General features: G+C 42.7%; 15 protein-coding genes and 1 pseudogene. 9 read left to right on the top strand and 7 right to left on the bottom strand.

The genetic code is table 11. The features are described 5' to 3' along the window. Positions 1 to 182 precede the first annotated feature (182 nt). From V7K48_RS34410 to V7K48_RS34385, 6 genes are all read left to right on the top strand, one after another. Positions 183 to 701 carry a hypothetical protein gene (locus tag V7K48_RS34410; RefSeq protein WP_335079794.1) on the top strand — a complete coding sequence of 173 codons (519 nt, stop codon included), beginning with the start codon at positions 183 to 185 and terminating at the stop codon, positions 699 to 701. A 213-nt stretch (positions 702 to 914) separates the two neighbouring features. After that, on the top strand, positions 915 to 1,436 hold the full coding sequence (locus V7K48_RS34405; protein WP_335079792.1) for a Ycf51 family protein: 522 nt from the start codon (positions 915 to 917) through the stop codon (positions 1,434 to 1,436). Positions 1,437 to 2,084: 648 nt separating this feature from the next. Continuing rightward, positions 2,085 to 3,275: an iron-containing alcohol dehydrogenase family protein gene (locus V7K48_RS34400; RefSeq protein WP_335079789.1), complete on the top strand. Its 1,191-nt coding sequence runs from the start codon at positions 2,085 to 2,087 to the stop codon at positions 3,273 to 3,275. Beyond that, a complete protein-coding gene (locus V7K48_RS34395) occupies positions 3,272 to 4,483 on the top strand; it encodes an aspartate aminotransferase (protein ID WP_335079787.1) in 1,212 nt (403 codons plus the stop codon). The genes V7K48_RS34400 and V7K48_RS34395 overlap by 4 nt, the downstream gene beginning before the upstream one ends. Before the next feature lie 30 nt (positions 4,484 to 4,513). Beyond that, positions 4,514 to 4,678: a hypothetical protein gene (locus tag V7K48_RS34390; RefSeq protein ID WP_442949520.1), complete on the top strand. Its 165-nt coding sequence runs from the start codon at positions 4,514 to 4,516 to the stop codon at positions 4,676 to 4,678. A gap of 443 nt (positions 4,679 to 5,121) precedes the next feature. After that, on the top strand, positions 5,122 to 5,673 hold the full coding sequence (locus tag V7K48_RS34385; RefSeq protein WP_335079785.1) for a hypothetical protein: 552 nt from the start codon (positions 5,122 to 5,124) through the stop codon (positions 5,671 to 5,673). A 169-nt stretch (positions 5,674 to 5,842) separates the two neighbouring features. Here V7K48_RS34385 and V7K48_RS34380 read toward each other — a convergent pair whose 3' ends face one another. Both V7K48_RS34380 and V7K48_RS34375 read right to left on the bottom strand, forming a co-directional pair. Next, entirely contained in the window at positions 5,843 to 9,844 is a 4,002-nt protein-coding gene (locus tag V7K48_RS34380; protein ID WP_335079783.1) for a PAS domain S-box protein, read from the bottom strand. Between the two features lie 4 nt (positions 9,845 to 9,848). Continuing rightward, positions 9,849 to 10,106 carry a helix-turn-helix domain-containing protein gene (locus V7K48_RS34375; protein WP_335079781.1) on the bottom strand — a complete coding sequence of 86 codons (258 nt, stop codon included), beginning with the start codon at positions 10,104 to 10,106 and terminating at the stop codon, positions 9,849 to 9,851. Positions 10,107 to 10,698: 592 nt separating this feature from the next. On the opposite strand from V7K48_RS34375, the gene V7K48_RS34370 reads away from it, so the two are divergent. From V7K48_RS34370 to V7K48_RS34360, 3 genes and pseudogenes are all read left to right on the top strand, one after another. After that, on the top strand, positions 10,699 to 11,754 hold the full coding sequence (locus tag V7K48_RS34370) for a 1-acyl-sn-glycerol-3-phosphate acyltransferase (protein ID WP_335079779.1): 1,056 nt from the start codon (positions 10,699 to 10,701) through the stop codon (positions 11,752 to 11,754). 105 nt (positions 11,755 to 11,859) lie between these two features. Next, positions 11,860 to 12,177, top strand: a complete 318-nt coding sequence (locus V7K48_RS34365) for a type II toxin-antitoxin system VapC family toxin (RefSeq protein ID WP_335079777.1) — start codon at positions 11,860 to 11,862, stop codon at positions 12,175 to 12,177. 170 nt (positions 12,178 to 12,347) lie between these two features. Then, positions 12,348 to 12,485 (top strand): annotated as a pseudogene (locus V7K48_RS34360) (IS110 family transposase); the annotation flags it as partial. Here the strand turns inward: V7K48_RS34360 and V7K48_RS34355 are convergent. The 5 genes from V7K48_RS34355 to V7K48_RS34335 all read right to left on the bottom strand — a co-directional run bounded on the left by V7K48_RS34355 (position 12,474) and on the right by V7K48_RS34335 (position 17,714). Next, the gene (locus tag V7K48_RS34355; RefSeq protein ID WP_335079772.1) at positions 12,474 to 12,731 is read right to left on the bottom strand and encodes a hypothetical protein; all 258 of its coding nucleotides are present in this window, start codon (positions 12,729 to 12,731) and stop codon (positions 12,474 to 12,476) included. The pseudogene V7K48_RS34360 and the gene V7K48_RS34355 overlap by 12 nt on opposite strands. 105 nt (positions 12,732 to 12,836) lie before the next feature. Then, positions 12,837 to 14,132, bottom strand: a complete 1,296-nt coding sequence (purB, locus tag V7K48_RS34350) for an adenylosuccinate lyase (RefSeq protein ID WP_335079770.1) — start codon at positions 14,130 to 14,132, stop codon at positions 12,837 to 12,839. A gap of 40 nt (positions 14,133 to 14,172) precedes the next feature. Next, positions 14,173 to 14,724 carry a DUF421 domain-containing protein gene (locus V7K48_RS34345; RefSeq protein WP_335079946.1) on the bottom strand — a complete coding sequence of 184 codons (552 nt, stop codon included), beginning with the start codon at positions 14,722 to 14,724 and terminating at the stop codon, positions 14,173 to 14,175. Between the two features lie 182 nt (positions 14,725 to 14,906). Beyond that, entirely contained in the window at positions 14,907 to 15,923 is a 1,017-nt protein-coding gene (locus V7K48_RS34340; protein ID WP_335079768.1) for a YihY/virulence factor BrkB family protein, read from the bottom strand. A gap of 261 nt (positions 15,924 to 16,184) precedes the next feature. Further along, complete coding sequence (locus tag V7K48_RS34335) at positions 16,185 to 17,714, bottom strand: YifB family Mg chelatase-like AAA ATPase (protein WP_335079766.1); 1,530 nt, start codon at positions 17,712 to 17,714, stop codon at positions 16,185 to 16,187. Positions 17,715 to 18,468: the final 754 nt, after the last annotated feature.

Below are 18,468 nucleotides of genomic sequence, written 5' to 3'. Positions count from 1 at the left end.
GTCACAGTTGCTGATTGTTGGGAAGGTGTAGGGACAACCCTTTGGGGTTTTCCTGCATGACGGGCATCTCTTGTAGATGCCCTTTTGTATATTTATTATTCCCAGCTAAACACAATTAAAAAAAATATTGAATTTGACGGAATATCTAAAATAATTTTAGCTTTCATAAAGGAATATAAAATATGGTTACTGAAATTAAAGTGGGCCTTTGCAACCCACCTGAACCGATTTATTTATATGTGAAAAACGGAGAATTAAGTGGTGAATCTTACCTATGGTATCACTACGATATTAATAATCAAACAACTATTCCTGTGCAACAAACAGGATTAACTGGGTATATATCTGATCTGAAATTAAAAACGACAGAATTTAGAGGAAATGTCAACACTAAATTAGACATCGTTGTTAGAGCGGATGAAATTTATGTTGTTAGAACCGGGATAGAAACGAACTTTGCTAAAACTTTCCTTTTAGCTGTATCACTAGTTCAGGACTTTTCCAAGCCCCTGATTATCGCTGCAATTGCTGGAAGAGAGAATGTAGTTTTTTGTAGACTTTACGATGCAGCGACTAAAATCAGGATTCGCTCTGAATGGAATAAAGATGCTGATTGGCCGGCAATAATTGATAGTGTTCAAAATAATTTGCAAACATCTAAAAATTCCCATATCGTCTCTGGTGAGCCAATACTCTTCTGAACCGATTTTATTTCTCTTTATTTTTACTTTTTACTTTTGCCTTGTTTGGTAATACCAGTTTTAAAATTGTTCTGAGGTTGGCTCCATTTCATCGCTAAACTTAGCTAAACCCAAGTTTAAACTTTATTATGACTGGGGTAACCCTTATGGTGTAAGCTCTCAGTAAAATGGGTGTGTCGGTAACGAAAAAAAGACGCCTCCCTAACCAACTTTATGCTCACAACAGCTAACTTTCTTCAGTACACCCAATGGTCAGGCATAGCTACCTTAGTATTTGCTGCCTTAACAGTTTTGGCTTTTATTCTCAAATGGGGCATCCGCTTTCGGCTGGTGGGTACGACTGGCTTTATGCTGGTGCTGACGGGTGGTTTATTTGCACTCTCGATAGTCCCGTTGAGTCGGACTGTGATTCCAGGAGCAGTCCGGTACACTTTAGTTTATGACAATGGCTCAACACAAGCGGTGATTGCCACATCACCCCAAATTACACCCACACAATTAGAAGCAACTTTACGTCAAGCAGCTAGTAATCTCTTTTCTTATGGCCGCTCAGGTACACGGGAAGACGACAAGTTGACAGTTCGCGCCCGTACCATTATCCACCCGCAACCAGGGATTTCTGTACCAGTTTACTTGGGCGAGGTCAAGCGATCGCTCGTTTCTCATCAAAACTCCCCAGTCACAGTCGAAATTTACACAGACAAATTCGCCCAATTGCTAAAACCTACTGCTTAAGAGGAGCAGGGGGCAGGGAGGAATTGGACAATTTTTTCTTCAGCCCTCATCCTCCTCAAAAATAAAATAATTTACCTGTTATCAGAATGACCAAATTTATTTTGTATTTACTGATACATTAATAGTTATTTTTAGATTAAGATATTCACACTTTAGTGCTTTTACTGTAAGAAAAGGTCAATTAGCGTGCAGGTAATGGGTACTGAGAGTTGTGATTTGTCAGTTGTTATCCTAATTACCACTGCTGCCATTTTCACAGGTCTTTCCATCCAATGAATCGGCTGTGGGGGCGTACAGATACATGTATGCCTCTACGCACCTATCCCTAGCTGGAATGACCATCGACAGATGATTCAGTTCTCAATTACTTTTCCTGAGAATCTGAGAGTGGTAATGTTAATTAATTATACGGTTATTCAAAACTTTGATAATTCGGAATTTCAGGCTAATGGACATCACAGATTCAAGCAACGTCGTTAAATTGCTTAACCAGTTAGCGATAGGCTTTGTATTTTTAATTACATCGGTTAAAACTGGTTAAGTCAGATGCTTTGTTTATAGCCATCCTGAAACCAGCGTGGCAACAAGTATCTCTGGCTGCAAGTCTATTAGATTAAGAAATATCAAGGTTTTGGCAAACTAGATTATATGCCCAATAATTTTTCTACTCAACCTTCTTTGTCTACTCAAACCTCTAGTTCGTTATTTACGCTCACAGTTGCCCCAGCAAAAGTAATCCGTGGTTCTGGGGTGTTGCAAGCAGCCGCAGCAGAGATCGCCTGTTTGGGAAGTCGTCCCTTAATTGTGGCGGGTGAGTCTACTCTCGCCATTAGCCAAAAGAATTTGCAACCAGTTTTAGAAACGCAACAGTTATATACTGCTCAAGCTTCCTATGGTGCAGATTGCTGTGAAGCCAGCCTGAAATCTTTACAGAAAACGGCAAAAGAACATAAAGCTGATCTAATTATCGGTGTTGGTGGCGGCAAAGCCCTAGATACAGCGAAATTAGTCGCACAGCAGTTACAGTTGCCAGTGGTGACAATTCCGACATCAGGGGCTACCTGTGCAGCTTGGAGTGCCTTGTCGAATGTTTATTCAAAATCTGGGGCATTTCTCTACGATGTGGGGCTATCTCGTTGTCCCGATTTATTGATACTCGATTATGACTTGATTAAAACTGCACCACAACTTACTTTAGTCGCTGGAATTGGTGATGCGATCGCTAAGTGGTATGAAGCCTCAGTTAGCAGTGGGCATTTGCAAGACACTTTAATTATTGCTGCGGTGCAACAAGCACGAGTTTTGCGAGATATCCTCTTGCAAAAGTCAGCCGCCGCCCTGAAAGAACCAGGTAGTGAGGTTTGGCAAGAAGTTGTAGACGCCAGTGTTTTACTCGCCGGGGTAGTTGGGGGACTTGGAGGGGCGCAGTGTCGCACAGTTGCTGCCCATGCCGTGCATAATGGTTTAACTCATATTTCAGGACATGGCAGTATTCATGGGGAAAAGGTTGCTTTTGGAATTTTGGTGCAACTGCGTTTAGAAGAAATGCTACAAGGCAATCAACTAGCAGCATCGGCACGACAACAGTTGTTAAAGTTCTATGCAGAAATTGGACTACCCCAAAAATTAAGTGATTTGGGATTGGGCAATATTACCTTAGGCGAGTTGCAAACAGCCGCTGAAATTGCCCTAGTTCCTAATTCTGACATCCATCGACTCCCGTTTAAAGTCGCGCCAGAACAGTTGATGGCAGCAATGGTTTCCACCACTGCACCTATAGATAGTAGGGATACTACAAATCGAGTTTCGCCCAAGGGAATGAGTGACGAGGTTTTATGAGTTTAAATTGGATTGTCCCAGCAGAACGCATACAAAAACTACCACCTTATGTATTTGCCCGTTTAGATGAACTGAAAGCTAAAGCACGCGAACAAGGGTTGGATTTAATTGATTTAGGTATGGGAAACCCCGATGGTGCAACGCCAGCACCAGTAGTAGAAGCAGCGATCGCAGCCTTGAAAGATCCTGCCAATCACGGTTATCCTCCTTTTGAGGGGACTGCTAGTTTTCGCCGGGCGATCACCAATTGGTATCATCGCCGTTATGGTGTGGTTCTCGATCCTGATAGTGAAGCTTTACCACTACTCGGTTCTAAAGAAGGATTAACCCATCTAGCGATCGCCTACGTTAACCCAGGTGATGTTGTTCTGGTTCCTTCCCCAGCTTATCCCGCCCATTTTCGGGGCCCAGCGATCGCTGGTGGCAAAATCTACAGCTTGATTCTTAAACCAGAGAATGACTGGTTAATCGATTTAGCTGCGATTCCTGACGAGGTTGCAAAACTTGCCAAAATTCTCTATTTTAACTATCCCAGTAATCCTACTGCTGCCACCGCCCCTCGCGAATTTTTTGAAGAAATTGTTGCCTTCGCCCGCAAACATGAAATTTTGTTGGTGCATGACTTGTGTTATGCCGAGTTAGCTTTTGATGGTTATCAACCTACTAGCTTGTTAGAAATTCCCGGCGCGAAAGATATTGGTGTGGAATTTCACACCTTATCTAAAACCTACAATATGGCTGGTTGGCGCGTTGGGTTTGTGGTGGGTAATCGCCATGTGATTCAAGGTTTACGGACGCTGAAAACTAATTTGGATTACGGGATTTTTGCCGCCTTGCAAACAGCAGCCGAAACAGCTTTGCAACTGCCAGATGTGTATTTGCACGAGGTACAACAACGCTACCGAACCCGCCGTGATTTCCTGATTCAAGGATTAGGAGAGTTGGGTTGGGATATCCCCAAAACTAAAGCGACAATGTATCTTTGGATGAAGTGTCCCGTTGGCGTTGGTTCCACAGATTTTGCCCTGGATGTGTTGCAGCAAACAGGCGTTGTCCTGACTCCAGGTAATGCCTTTGGGGTAGCAGGTGAAGGGTATGTACGGATTAGTTTGATTGCCGATTGCGATCGCTTGGGTGAAGCTTTACATCGCTTTAAGCAAGCTGGCATCCGCTATCAACCTGAAGTTGTAGTCTCTGCTTCACAATAGAGATAGCGTCCTTTTATCGATTAATTCGCGTTGATCGCAAATGGCAGAGGGATTTACGCGAATATAGGAGAAGGTAAAGTTGCTGTTGCTAGTTCAGGTTTGGCAGCAAATAACGTAGATCCCGTCACTGTTGAAGTGATGGCAGAAATTGGTATTGAAATTAGCAATCAGACTTTTAATATCAAGTTCGGATAATTAGTTATGATTCCCACAGTTATTGCACCCCACCAAAGCGTAGCTTCGGTGGGATTCTTGGAGTTTTATTTGATCCAACAACGAAGTCAGGATTTATACTGACTTTTCACAGTATCTGGAAAAGCTCACTTCTATTTCTCCTAAAAGGAGGAGCCACTGCGGTGGACGAGTTTCCCCGGCATAAAGGAGCCAGCGCTGTGGGCGGGTTTCCCGACTTGAAGCGACTGGCGTCAAGTGACGTCAGAGACTTTGAACTTTCCCCCTTCCCGCGTTGGGAAAGGGGTTAGGGGGTTAGGTTTTTCGTGGGCTTTTTCAGATGGCCTGAAAAGTCAGAGTATAAATCAAGTCGAGAATTATCCGGATTGATGGACAAAACAGTGTAATTACTAAATATAAAATGTGACAAAAGTTACAAAAATTATTAATTTAGTATAAATAATTTTATGTTGTCTGATTTAGATTTAGTTCGAGAGTTTGTATACAACTCTATCCAAAAAAAAGATATTTTATTGGCAAATCGTTCTTTAACAGCACAAACAGTTTATAATATTAACCATCTGGCAACAAAGGCTGAAGGCATAATTGCCACTACCCAACTAAATACCACACCAACTGAATTCTTGGTTTTGTCTAACTCATCCCATTGGGAATTACTGAATCAGGCTTTACCAGAATGCAATTATCTCCTTAAAGGAAAGATAGATAGTTGTGGTTTCTATCACTATCAACACTGCCAAATCCCTAAAGACTATAGCTTGCAATGTACTAAATCTGTCATTTTATGGCGAGCTTGGTGGAAATATCGTAAGAATATTTTACGACAAGGAATTCTATCGGATCTTTTAATCCAAACAAGAGATTCATGGTATCCAATCAGAGATTTAACCATTAGTGATGGACTTTTGTACATCAAAACTTTAGGAAATGAGATAGAAGTTCATGCAGATGATTTAGTGATTTGGTTAAGCAAAATTGAAGTAAATTCTCAAAATTAGTCATTAGTCATTAGTCATTAGTCAAAAACTTCACCCTCACTATCCCTGATAAGTCATGTCCAAAAGCTTACACCTTAATGACAAAACCCAGGCATGAATTACGTAAGCAATTGCAAACTGCTTAAACAACAAGTGTTTCGGCTTTTCAAGCGTGCCATTCATCTCTGAGTTAAGTATGTCTTTTTCGAGCTTCTAAGGGTTGTAAGTTAGTTTGCAGATTGCTACAACTACAAATCAGGTTTGCGATCGCTCGAATTAATTTAGCTGGCTCCACAGGCTTGGTGATATGCTGCTCAAATCCGGCGGCAATTGCCTGTTGGTAATCAACATCAGCTGCGTAAGCTGTGAGGGCGATCGCTGGAATTGTCCCTCCCATCTCTGGTAACATAGCTCTGATTTGACGCATCAGCATATAGCCGTCTACTTCCGGCATTCCAATGTCGCTCAATAGCAGATTTGGCTGGAACTGAGGCATGACTCGTAGTGCCTCCACAGCCGATGCGGCCTGCATTACTACCGCGCCAGACTGCTCCAAAATGAAAGCAATCAACTCTCGGGTATCACGCTCATCATCCACAAGCAGAACTTTTACCCCATTTAGATCAGGCGAATCATCAGGTTGTTGTTCACTCTCGTGGCTATTTAGATAAATCTTCATCAGTGGTAGCATAACTGTAAAGGTTGCTCCCTGTTCTTCACCCAAACTTTCTGCCTGAACTGTGCCGCCATGTAGCTCTACAATGTGACGAACAATAGCTAATCCTAATCCCAGTCCGCCGAATTTCCTGGTAGTTGCACCATCAGCTTGTCGGAAGTAGTCAAAGACATAGGGTAAAAAATCTGGGCTAATTCCTTTACCTGTATCACGGACTCGAAGTTGAGTCTGAGAACCAACAGATTCTAAACTGATTTCTACCTGTCCACCTTGGGGTGTGAACTTAATCGCATTGGAAAGTAGATTCCAGATAACTTGCTGCAAGCGATTTGAATCACCCGTTACTTGGCCGATGTTTGGTTCAAGCACAGTCTGAATCTGAATCGATTTGGCTTCAGCCGCTAGACGTACAGTTTCTATTGCTGCGGCAATCGCACTTTCCAGATTCACAGGAGTAATATTCAGGCTGAGTTTAGCTTGCAAAATGCGAGAGACATCCAGCAAATCTTCAATTAGTTGCGTCTGAAGCTTGGCATTGCGCTCAATGGTTTCCAGGGCGCGAGTGGTGGTTGCTTGATCATACTTTTTAGTTTGTAGTAACTTCGACCATCCCAAGATCGGGTTTAGCGGCGTGCGAAGTTCGTGGGAAAGAACCGCCAAAAATTCATCTTTGATCTGATTAGCTTGGACTAATTGCTCTTTTTGCTGGTGTAACGAAGCTATTAACTGAGCGCGTTCCAGAGCAACCGCCACCTGATCGGAGGTTGCTTGTAATAGGGCAATTTCCCCAGAAGTAAAGTGAGTACGGGTGCGACTGGCAAAGGAGAGGACACCAAGCAGCTTTCCCTGAGCAATTAGCGGTTGACCGGCATAGGCTGTGATTCCCAAAGCCTGGAGGATGTGGGCATTTGGATGGGTAGAGTGCAGTAGATCATTGACAACGATTTGATGGCATTCTTGCACCACTAGTCCGCACATCCCTTGATTAAATTCTAGGTATTCAATTGCTTGAAATACTTCATCAGTAATGCCGTTCCAACCTACTAACCGAAGTTTCTGCTTATTTTCGTGTGTATCGATTAGATAGTGAAAGTAAAAATGCAAATCCATCTGCGCCGAGAGTTTGCTGAACAAGCTGTTCATTAAATCCAAGGGACGCTCGGTAGAAAGCAAATCGCTGGTTGTTTCAGAGAGCAGCTTGAGTCGTTCAGTGCGCTCTTGCAAGGCAAGTTCAGCAAGCTGGCGTTCACGAAGGGCGCGTTCGCGTTCAGTGATGTCAATTGCAACCCCTCCTATTAGGCGTTGCCCAAGCGCATCGGCAATGGGAAATTTATATACCAGAAATTCCCCTAGAGTGCCATCTGTGCGTGGGACAGACTCGATCGTTTCAACAACCTGATTCCTCTCGGCAACCATTCTAATGTTATTCAGGAGGGGTTGAGCGATTTGGGCTGGGTATCGGTCAAAAATATTTTTATTAATCGCCTTATTTGTTACTAAATCGAATGTGCTCAGATAAGTTGGACTGAGGTAAAGTGCACGCCCATCTGCATTTGTAATCCATGCTGCGGCTGGAATATTGTCCATAAAAGCTTGAAATTGCTCTTGACTCTGACTCAGCGCTTTTTTAGCTTGCTGGAGATCACTAATATCCAGAATGAATGCGACTGATTTGTGCCGAGATTCTCCTAAAAGCGAGTAGCCAACTACAACCGGGACAATGGAACCATCCTTGCGAATAAATTCCTTCTCATAGGGAGTACACGTTCCCTTCGCTATTGCCTCGGCAATAGCCAGTTCATCTAAATATTGGTACTCAGCGGGCGTGATATCAGCCCACCTTAGTCTACCTGCCTGGATATCTTCCTGGGTATAGCCAACAATTCGCAAGAACTCGTCATTGGCTTCAGTGATATCACCATTCACATCACCAAAGAGAATGCCAACTACATTCGCTTTCACAAAACTTCTGAGGCGTTCCTCACTTGCTTGAACTGCCTTCTCTGCCTGCTTGCGATCGCTGATATCTGTAGCGCTGCCAACTAAGCGGACTGGTTTGCCATCAGCATCCCGCTGCACGACTATCCACTGATCCAGTACGTAGACATACTGATGATCCTGGTTACGAATCCGATACTCGGCAGAATAGCGATCGCCATTTGCCAAAGCGATCGCCGCCTCCTGCACACGCGGCAAATCCTCTGGATGGACAAGCTGACGCCACCAATTACCAGTTGGTTGGGCAATGTCGAGGGAATAGCCCAAAATTCGGGTTAACCCCTCGGTTCTTTCAACGGTATCCTGCTCTAGATTCCAGTCATAAATGAGACAGTTGACCGCAGCAGATGCTAACTCAAAACGCTCGTTAGCTAACCTCAGGCGTTCCTCTTTCTCCCGCAAAGTTTGTTCTACTTGCTGGCGTTCGCTGATGTCACGGAAGAAAATGTCAAGACCATCCTCACTAGGGTAGGCGTGAATCTCCAGCCACAGGTCATACTTGGATGGGAAGTAGTAGTGATGCTCAAAATGGACGGGAATCTGTTCTGCCATCGCCCGTCGGTACTGGCGTTCTACATTGGTGCCTACTAATGCAGACCACTCCTCCCACTGCGACTTCCCGATCACCTCTGTTCGGAGTTTGCCGTTAATTCGCTCTGCTTCGGCATTTTGGTAAATGATTCGCCAGTCCCGGTCTAAAGTAATAAATGCATCACTCATGTTTTCCAGAGTGCGTGTGTTCCGCTCATTGGCTTGCTGTAATGCTGCTTCTGCTTGTTTGCGTTCGCTCAAATCAACAACGAAGCCAATGACTGTTTCTTGAGTATCTCCCACAAGCACAGAACCGAGCAGAACAGGAATGCGATCGCCATCTTTACGAATGTATTCCTTCTCAAAAGGTTTACATACTCCGGTGGTTCTAAGTTCTTCCACTGAACCCTCACTCAAAAGAAGATACTCAGGTGGGGTCATCTCGCGCCATTTCATTTGGTTAGCGGACAAATCTTCTCGCGTATAGCTGACCATCTTCAGAAAAGCATCATTGGCTTCCATGATCGAGCCGTTGTTCATATCAGTTACGATCACGCCAATGATGTTAGATTCTGCCAGTCGGCTAAACCGCATTTCGCTATTTTGCAACAACTTTAGGCTTGTTTCTGCCTTGCGTCTAGCAGTTTGCAACTCTGAAGAGAGGGCGGTAATTAAAAAGGATACTAATGAGAACGTGGTTAATCTTACCAAGACGTTCGGGCTGAGGAAATCGAACGAGTAGACTGGCTCGATCAAAAAGTAGAAAGCAGTTGTAACAGACAGGGCGATCGCTAGTACTCCAAGTCCCATGCCGCCATACCAGGCACTGATTGCCACCGCAGCATAAAATAATGTAAATACGCTCGGATCGAAGACTGGCAACAACAGTCGCGTCAGCAACAGCGCCGCTATGACTGCCAAAATCATCACACCATAGGTTAATAACCAAGAGCGGATCATCAAAATTTTTTCCGGTACTTTCACCATTATCTTAAAAGTCCTGCTGTTGCTCCGCCTTTGGGAAATACTCGTTAAGTAGTCTTTTGCCTAGTTTGCCCATCTTCTGTAACATTTCTTCAATTAGCTTTAGTGCTATCTGTGAAGGCACTGTAGATCCGTTCTCCCAGTGATTGACTGTTCGTAGAGAAACTCCCAACTTGGCTGCAAACTTTTCTTGAGAGAGATCAAGTTGCTGCCGAAATTCACGGATTAAATCTGAAATTTTTAGTGGCTTTTCTAGTTCCATCATAGGAAGAGTAGGACAGGTATCTCACCATTTGTCTCCAGCTTGAGGAAGAATTTGAACAGTCATCAGTTGTTATCAATTTCATCTTTTGGCGCAATACCGATATCAGTTATCAGTCTTCATTGGTTACTGTTCACTGGAGAAAGTATCTATATAAACATTAAATTTTGTCAGGTGTGTGATACTCAAATAGTATTATTTTAAGCGCTTTGATGATTTTCAAGCATCACGCACCGCCAAAATTGTCTGGGTAGTGGATTACATGGTCACGCTTCGTATCCTACTTAATATTATATATAGCAATTTTCTTTGATTTATGAGAATTGTAACCCGCAGATCCCCGACAACTTTTACGAAGTCGAGGATCTTATTTCTGCGGTTTGATTTATGATTTCTATAAAGAGCGTTGATACATAACTTTTCTCTAATACTTTGCATTTATAAATTTTTCTAAATAATCGTTAATTTTGGCAACCAAATTTGAAATATGTTTCAAAACCTGTAATTAATTTTACTTTTATGGTAAGATACCAATGGTAAAATTAGAAAGCTATAATACAGTTTTAATCAAGTTTTTGCCTGAACTTTAACTGTTTTGATTAATCAACACTCCGAAAACCTCTTAAACACTCAACTGGAAAATGCACCAGGTGAAGGCTACATATTTAGCTGGTTTGATTGGTTTTGTCTTTGGTATCCTCCAGGCTGGCTGATTTTATTCAACCGCCATTGGCAGCACTATCACACCGATCCAGATGGTTGGAATTGGCCAGAATATGGATTATTTTTAATTCCTGGCGGATTTTATCTGGCGCTGCTAAGTCGTTGGTTGCGTCTTGGTTTACGTTCACCTCGAAAAGAAGTTGGTGAATTTGATCTCAAATATCAACAAGCTTTTTGTGAAGAAGTTCTCGGCCCGATCGTTAAATATTATTTTCGGGGAGAATTGCAACAAGTCGAAAACTTACCGCCAACAGGGCCGTTGATTGTAGCAATGAATCACGCAGGGATGTGTTTTCCTTGGGATTTTTTGACCTTGGGTTATTTATTAGGTAAAACCAAAGGATGGGTGGTACAACCCTTAGCAAGTCCAGCACTATTTGAGCATCCTTGGGTGATTTGGTGGCTACCACCTAAATGGTCGCAGGTTTTAGGTGGTGTGCGAGCCGAATTAGATGATTTTGAGGCAGCGATGGCAAAGCTATCACCAGAGGCGATCGCCCAAGATAAAATTCTCTTATATGCACCCGAAGGTATCCGCGGCCCTCTAAAAGGTTGGAAAAAACGCTATCAACTAGAAAAGTTTGACGTGAGTTTTATTAAGTTGAGCGATCGCTATCAAATTCCGATTCTCTCAGTAGTTTGTATCGGTAGTGAATTTTTACATGCTTGGGCTGTTAATTTGCATAAATTGCAACGACTAGTCAAATTACCATTTTTGCCTTTCTCGCCTTTAATGCTTATCTTAATTCTGTTTCCCTCAATGGGAATTTGGGCAATGAGAACTCGCCTGCGTTACTTTATTCAGCCTTTGGAACCATCAGAATTGCACAACTATTCAAACAAAGGGCGTACAGTAGTTTATCGGCAGGCACAACAATTACGAGAAAAACTGCAAATTAAAATTAATCAGTTCTTGAAAGAAATTTAATCCTACCAATGGATTTAAATTAATATTTAAAAAGGGCTTTAGACGTTCCTCCTTTAGAGGATATCTGAAAAGTTCTGAGAAAGTGATGATAGATAGTTACACAAGTTGTTTGAGGATTATACGAATCATTGCGACATTTATATCCGTGATAAAAACATAACTTTAAAGCAGAAACTAGAATCCACTGCAACTAAAGATATTGCCGTTTGTTCAATCTTTAAAGCCGAGCTATTTTATGGCGTGATGAAAAGTGCCAACCCAGAACGTAATCTTAATTTACAACAACTTTTAGCTTTCGGGCATTTGTTGAATTTTACTTTGTACCACTTTCCTGCGGGACGCTACGCGAACGTAGAAGCAAGCTACAACCCAACCCTGTATCTTAGAAATAGTAGTAGACCGTCCCAACCTTGGTCATTATAGACCGCTTTGTAGCATGGGTCACTACAACAATCTCCTAGACAGAACTCGAACAGTCGCCGAGGTTAAAGCTTTAAACACTGATATTAAAGTATATAGTCTGTATCGGGCAAGGATGAGTGAAATCAAGGAGATGAATTCGACATATTTTTTAGCAATGTTGAGAAATGAAAATGGAAAATATCTCTGTGTGGATAGGCATTGATGTGAGCAAAGCAATCAGCAATGTTTATATCCGTCCTTTGGGTAAAGCATTAAAGGTTGGTAACACAGAAGTAGAAATAGTTAATCTAGTTGAGTTACTCAAATCCTAGAAAATCAACGGCTACACCTACGCATGACTTGGGTAAATTTTTCATGCTCTTTTTTTGCCGACAGGAGAAATCCAGCAACTGGGGAAGATTCCGTGGCGCAGCAGAGTGCCTGGTGCGGGCTGTGACTGTCTCTGCTACCAGGAGCAAAATCTCGATGCCCGTACCAGGCACCACCGAATCAGCGAAGCGCTTCCCCAGTTGCGTCAACTTGTTTTCAGCTTTTTTTCCGATCGCACTTGACATTCAAGACAGTCGCTACATTGATAGATTTTATTATAAGTAATCACCCGAACTTGATATAAGAAGTTAGTAGTCAGCGCTTAAGCGCTGACTACAAGCAAATTAATCCTAAATACCCAACCTTTGGTAAACCTCTTCTAAATGTTGGAGATGCTGCTGAGGGTCAAAACATACCTCTAGTTCTGCTGGGGACAACTTTTGGGTAACGCGAGGGTCTTTGCTAATTAAGTCCTGGAAATTGCCTTCTGGCTTGTTCCAAGCGGCGTGAGCGCTTTCTTGAACGATCGCATAAGCCTCTTCACGGCTGCTTCCCTTGTCTATCAAAGCAAGTAACACTTTTTGGCTGAACACAACACCGCCGTAACAGTTGAGATTTCGTTCCATGTTCTCAGGATAGACCAACAGGTTTTTCACCAAGTCGGTTATTTCTAATAACATAAAATGCGTCAAAGTGCAAGCATCTGGCAAAATTACCCGTTCTACAGAACTGTGGGAAATGTCCCTTTCATGCCAGAGAGCAATGTTTTCCAAAGCTGCACCTGCATGACTTCTGACGAGTCGCGCCATTCCCGTTAGCCGTTCCGAACGGATGGGATTACGCTTGTGTGGCATTGCTGAAGAACCTTTTTGACCTTTGGCGAAGAATTCTTCAACTTCCAGAACGTCTGTTTTTTGCAGATTGCGAATTTCTACAGCAAAACGTTCGATGGATGCCGCTACCAAAGCTAATTGTTGTACATAATCAGCGTGGCGATCGCGGGAAATAACTTGCGTTGAGGCCGTATCGGGTTTGAGTCCGAGTTTTTGGCAAGCGATCGCTTCGACACGCGGTTCAACATTCGCATAGGTTCCTACTGCACCAGAAATTTTACCCACAGCTATAGTTTGGTGAAGAATTCTCAAGCGTTCTTGGTGTCGCAACACCTCTGCTAACCAGCCAGCTAGCTTGAAACCAAAAGTGATCGGTTCAGCGTGAATACCATGCGATCGACCAGCCATGACTGTATGACGATGTTCCTGTGCTTTTTGGCGAATTACCTGAATCAAATCTTCTAGACGTTGCAATAATATATCCAGGCTGGCAACCAATTGCAGTGCTAAAGCTGTATCCAAAACATCCGAACTAGTTAAACCCAGGTGAATATAGCGTCCGGCGTCACCTACATATTCGTTGACATTTGTCAAGAAAGCGATAACATCGTGGCGGACTACAGCCTCAATTTCCAGCACTCTATCGGGGTCAAAATTTGCCTTGGCCTTAATTTCCTCAACCGCCTGAGATGGAATATAACCCAGTTCAGCTTGAGCCTCACAAACAGCAATTTCGACTTGCAGCCAAGTTTTTAGCTTATAGGCTTCACTCCAGAGATTAGCCATTTCGGGCAAAGTATAACGCTCAATCACAGTTCGGCACAGAATACAACCGTCATATTTTACAGTTTAATTAATGTAGATCACTTTTTAGTGCTATCTTTTGCTCAGGGACGGAATTAGTTTTTGAATCAAAGGTAATGATACTAATCCTACCGTCAGCCTCTATATATGCAAACTTCACGTCTGCTAAAAATTCTACACCTTGCTGACGTAACTTGCTCATCAACTCATCCTCTGTAATTAATTCTCGTTGCAAATGACGCTGAATCATCCGACCATTTTTTATCAGTAGCAGCGGTGGCTGATTCATAAAACGTTGGAACTGAGGTATTTTGTAGCCTAACCAGTTCAGCAAGTAGCTCCAAAAAATCACAGTTCCTACCAGGATAGCGCCCTCAGTAATTGATGTATAATTACTCGCCATAGCGTTTTGGGCAGCTTCAGCAAATAGCACAACTACGAGTAAATCAGTAATTCCTAAAGTTCCTAGTTGCCGGCTAGGAAGGAAGCGTAGCACTGAGAACAGCGCCAAATAGACCAGCGATCCACGGATAATCAACTCAAAGACGCTGATGCTAGGAACAAAAATTGCCTGCCAATTAATAAAAAACCATTTTTCCATTAGCACTGATTTTCTCCCTTTTTCAATAGATTTCTGGAAAAAATCCAGTCTAAGGTTATTTATAAACATAGAGTAATTATCTATAATTATATGTGATTTATTTAACCCAAGTGATTTTCATTAGAGGTTAAATATTTTAATCTGGATCAGATTTAAAAATATAGACCTCTAACAATTAGGGATTAAAATCGCTGATTTTTATTTTTCTGTTTTAATCGCTTTGGCTTTTTTAAAGACTGGAATAAGCGATTAATAAAGCTAGAAGATGGCTTTTTCTTAGTGGACGATTGTCCAGTTTTATTTGTACCATCATCTTTCGTGTGCTCAGATAAAGGTATAGCATCCTTGGTTGGGGTTATGCCACTTCCGTACCTTCTAGCATAAACTTGGGTAAACTCTGCACCGAAGAAAAGAATCTGTGCAGCATAGTTAACCCAAGCTAAAAGCACTACCAGTGAACCAGCAGCACCGTAGGTTGAACCAAAACTGCCATTACCTAAATATTGTCCTAATAAAAACCTACCAATGGAAAACAAAAATGAAGTAATAATAGCTCCAATAAAAACATCATTCCAAGTAATTTTGACATCTGGTAGAACTTTGAAAATTAGCCCGAATAGTGCTGTAGTGATCGAAAAAGATAAAACAAAGTTAACTATTCGCCAGAGGAAATCAACACCGGGTAGGATGTTGCCAAAGTATTTTACTAATGCTGCTAACCCCGTACTAATTACCAGAGAAACCAAAAGTAGAAATCCAATCCCGATCACCATTGCAAAGGACAAAAAGCGTAGGCGAATCATATTATTTACGCCGCGTCCGGGTTTCGGTTTGACTTCCCAAATCGTGTTAAGGGAATCTTGCAGCTCGGTAAATAAACCAGTAGCACCCACTATCAGAACTACAACACTAATAATGGAAGCGATCGCTCCTGTTTGTGGTTTGTTAGCATTCTGAATGGCTGTTTGGATAAATTGTGCCCCATCTTTACCGACTAAACCTTGAATTTGTCCAACGATTTGACCTCTTGCTGCATCTTCTCCAAATACTACCCCTGCGATCGCAATTACAATAATCAACAACGGGGCAATGGAAAAAATTGTGTAGTAAGCTAACGCCGCCGCTAACCGTGAAGCTTTATCCTCACTCCATTCTTTGAATGTCTCTTGTAATAACTTCCACATAACCTGTAAATTCATCCAATCAGTCTCCTTAAGGGATGTGGCTTACTTCCTGATATATTGGATACTGATTTCCTAAGTAAGCACATCCTCCCAAGGGGGTTTCTGAAGTATCCTTGAGGAGGAATTTAGAACTTTATGAGCAGATGGCAATGCGATGTCTACGACGGGCTACGCCTACGCGCCAATTGGGATGCTCCCTTAGCGCCTGGCTCGACTTTTCGCTGCGTCTGGAGCGTGAGGCTAATTCATACTTTTATTCAGCAACGCCGAAAATTTTTACTGCATTCTATCGATTGTGCGATATTGAATCGCTTCTGCTACATGATTGGTTTTTAATTCATCTTCTCCCGCTAAATCTGCAATAGTCCGCCCTACTTTGAGAATGCGATCGCTTGCTCTTGCCGATAAACCTAATTTTCTAATTGCTACTTCTAATAAATTGCGACTAGCATCATCTAGCTTGCACCATTGCTGGAGATGACGACTCTGCATATGGGCATTGCAACGCAGATTTGCTTCTCCTTGGAAGCGGGTAATTGCGCGATCGCTTGCTTGTTGAACCCGTTGTAGCACTGATGTTGATGCTTCTCCGGTAGGTTGTTGGGTAATTTCTTCTGGTTTTAAGCGATTCACCGCAACTTGTAAATCAATTCGATCCATCAACGGCCCAGAAAGTTTTGCCCAATATTGCTCGCGCTGGCGAGGAGAACAAGTACATTGTTGGATGGTATCGCCATAATAACCGCATGGACAAGGATTGGTACTCGCCACCAAAGTAAACTGTGCGGGAAAGGTTACCGATAGTTTGGTGCGGGAAATTGTAACGTAGCCATCTTCTAAAGGTTGACGCAGAAATTCTAAAACATCTCGTTTAAATTCCGTGAGTTCGTCCAAAAAAAGCACACCTCTGTGAGATAATGATATTTCTCCAGGACGAGGAAAGCTACCACCACCCACAAGAGAAGGCCCAGATGCTGAGTGGTGGGGGCTGCGAAAAGGGCGATCGCGTACCAATGAACCACGATTTTTCAATAAACCAGCCACCGAATGGATCCGAGTCACTTCTAAAGATTCGGCAAAACTCAGGGGTGGCAAAATTCCTGGTAAGCGCCGTGCTAACATAGTTTTCCCACTACCAGGCGGCCCAACAAAGATTAAATTATGCCCACCAGCAGCAGCAATTTCTAAGGCACGACGCGCATGAGCTTGTCCTTTCACATCGTGCAAATCTGCACCAGGGTAGGATACCGTTGCTATCTCCGTTGTGCCATCCATCTGCACAGGTTTGTAACGCCCCGGATTATTTAAAAAATCCACCACATCAGACAGATGTTTGCAGCCGTAAACAGCCAAGCCTTCAACTACTGCCGCTTCTTGGGCGTTATCCACAGGGATAACTAAACCTGCAATTCCCATGTTTTGGGCAGCCGCTGCGATCGGCAAAACACCAGCCACCGGACGCAAACTGCCATCCAGAGAGACTTCGCCCAAGAATAGATAATCTCCCAACAAATCAGCGCTAACTTGCTCAGAAGCCGCCAAAATTCCCACACTAATAGGCAAATCGAAACAGGGGCCTTCTTTGCGTAAATCTGCCGGAGTTAAATTGATCACAATTTTTCGCATGGGAAAGGCAAAACCTGCATTCTTCAGCGTTGCTTTGACTCTTTCTCTGGATTCTTGAATCGCTGAATCTGGCAGTCCCAAAACAACAATTCCCGGTAATCCCCCTGACACATCGACTTCCACGCCTACTTTGACGGCATCGATGCCCACAATTGATGCACTCCAGACTCTGGCAAGCATTTCTTATATAACAGTAAACCTTTCAAATCTCTAGCAGATAAGTCGGGAGATTGGCATTAGTGAAACCACAGAGACGATTTTCCGATCAAAATAGTTAAATAGGGGTTTCTGACTGTTTTTATTTTTTGGAAGTCCCCAAGGATAGGGTCGATGAGGGGTAAGGTTTTTGAAAGTCACTTTCCTTTTTTGGATTGGTACGACTATCGGTTGCTCATGAGAGTGAGTTCCTTAAAAAAACTCCTAGTTAGTGTCAAAACCAGTACCTGACTAAAATGATCTCCAGATGAATGGCGGAATTTTTCACGAATCGTTGCAATACTCAAAAATGATTTTTTTTCTGAAATTGATTCTGAATAAGCTTTTCAGCCATCATCCTACTAAGCTCAAACTTGCGTGTCGAGTAGCCAGTAATAAGTCTTCTAATCGGATCTGTGCAATCCCATTAAATATCAAAGCATTTCCAACAACATCAGGCGAATCATCTGGTAACCGTGGAAGGTACATCCGTAGACTGAAAAATTAGATCACAACCTTTATTTAACGTCATTACAAAATCATCAGTGTATTCGCCCTTCTCTGCTATCTGTTTTGCCAGCAGATATTTTCCTTATGTTACTGTAAGCGATCGCTCTCACTATGAGCATCCATCTTTGCTTGGACACTTACAGCAGTTTGCGATCAAAAAAACCACAAAAATAACTATCGAATAGGCTCAAAAAATAGACCACAATGATTAAACCAATTTAGAGCGTTT

The sequence above is a fragment of the Nostoc sp. genome (assembly GCF_036919615.1).
GTDB lineage: Bacteria > Cyanobacteriota > Cyanobacteriia > Cyanobacteriales > Nostocaceae > Nostoc.
Note: the sequence above shows the minus strand (reverse complement) of the source record. Positions and strands in the feature narration are given on the sequence as shown.

Excerpts from the sequence above, each read along its gene's own strand:
- V7K48_RS34410 (WP_335079794.1), top strand. The coding sequence starts at position 183 with ATGGTTACTGAAATTAAAGTGGGCCTTTGCAACCCACCTGAACCGATT.
- V7K48_RS34405 (WP_335079792.1), top strand. The coding sequence starts at position 915 with ATGCTCACAACAGCTAACTTTCTTCAGTACACCCAATGGTCAGGCATA.
- V7K48_RS34400 (WP_335079789.1), top strand. The coding sequence starts at position 2,085 with ATGCCCAATAATTTTTCTACTCAACCTTCTTTGTCTACTCAAACCTCT.
- V7K48_RS34395 (WP_335079787.1), top strand. The coding sequence starts at position 3,272 with ATGAGTTTAAATTGGATTGTCCCAGCAGAACGCATACAAAAACTACCA.
- V7K48_RS34385 (WP_335079785.1), top strand. The coding sequence starts at position 5,122 with ATGTTGTCTGATTTAGATTTAGTTCGAGAGTTTGTATACAACTCTATC.
- V7K48_RS34380 (WP_335079783.1), bottom strand. The coding sequence starts at position 9,844 with ATGGTGAAAGTACCGGAAAAAATTTTGATGATCCGCTCTTGGTTATTA.
- V7K48_RS34375 (WP_335079781.1), bottom strand. The coding sequence starts at position 10,106 with ATGATGGAACTAGAAAAGCCACTAAAAATTTCAGATTTAATCCGTGAA.
- V7K48_RS34355 (WP_335079772.1), bottom strand. The coding sequence starts at position 12,731 with ATGTCAAGTGCGATCGGAAAAAAAGCTGAAAACAAGTTGACGCAACTG.
- V7K48_RS34345 (WP_335079946.1), bottom strand. The coding sequence starts at position 14,724 with ATGGAAAAATGGTTTTTTATTAATTGGCAGGCAATTTTTGTTCCTAGC.
- V7K48_RS34340 (WP_335079768.1), bottom strand. The coding sequence starts at position 15,923 with ATGAATTTACAGGTTATGTGGAAGTTATTACAAGAGACATTCAAAGAA.
- V7K48_RS34335 (WP_335079766.1), bottom strand. The coding sequence starts at position 17,714 with ATGCTTGCCAGAGTCTGGAGTGCATCAATTGTGGGCATCGATGCCGTC.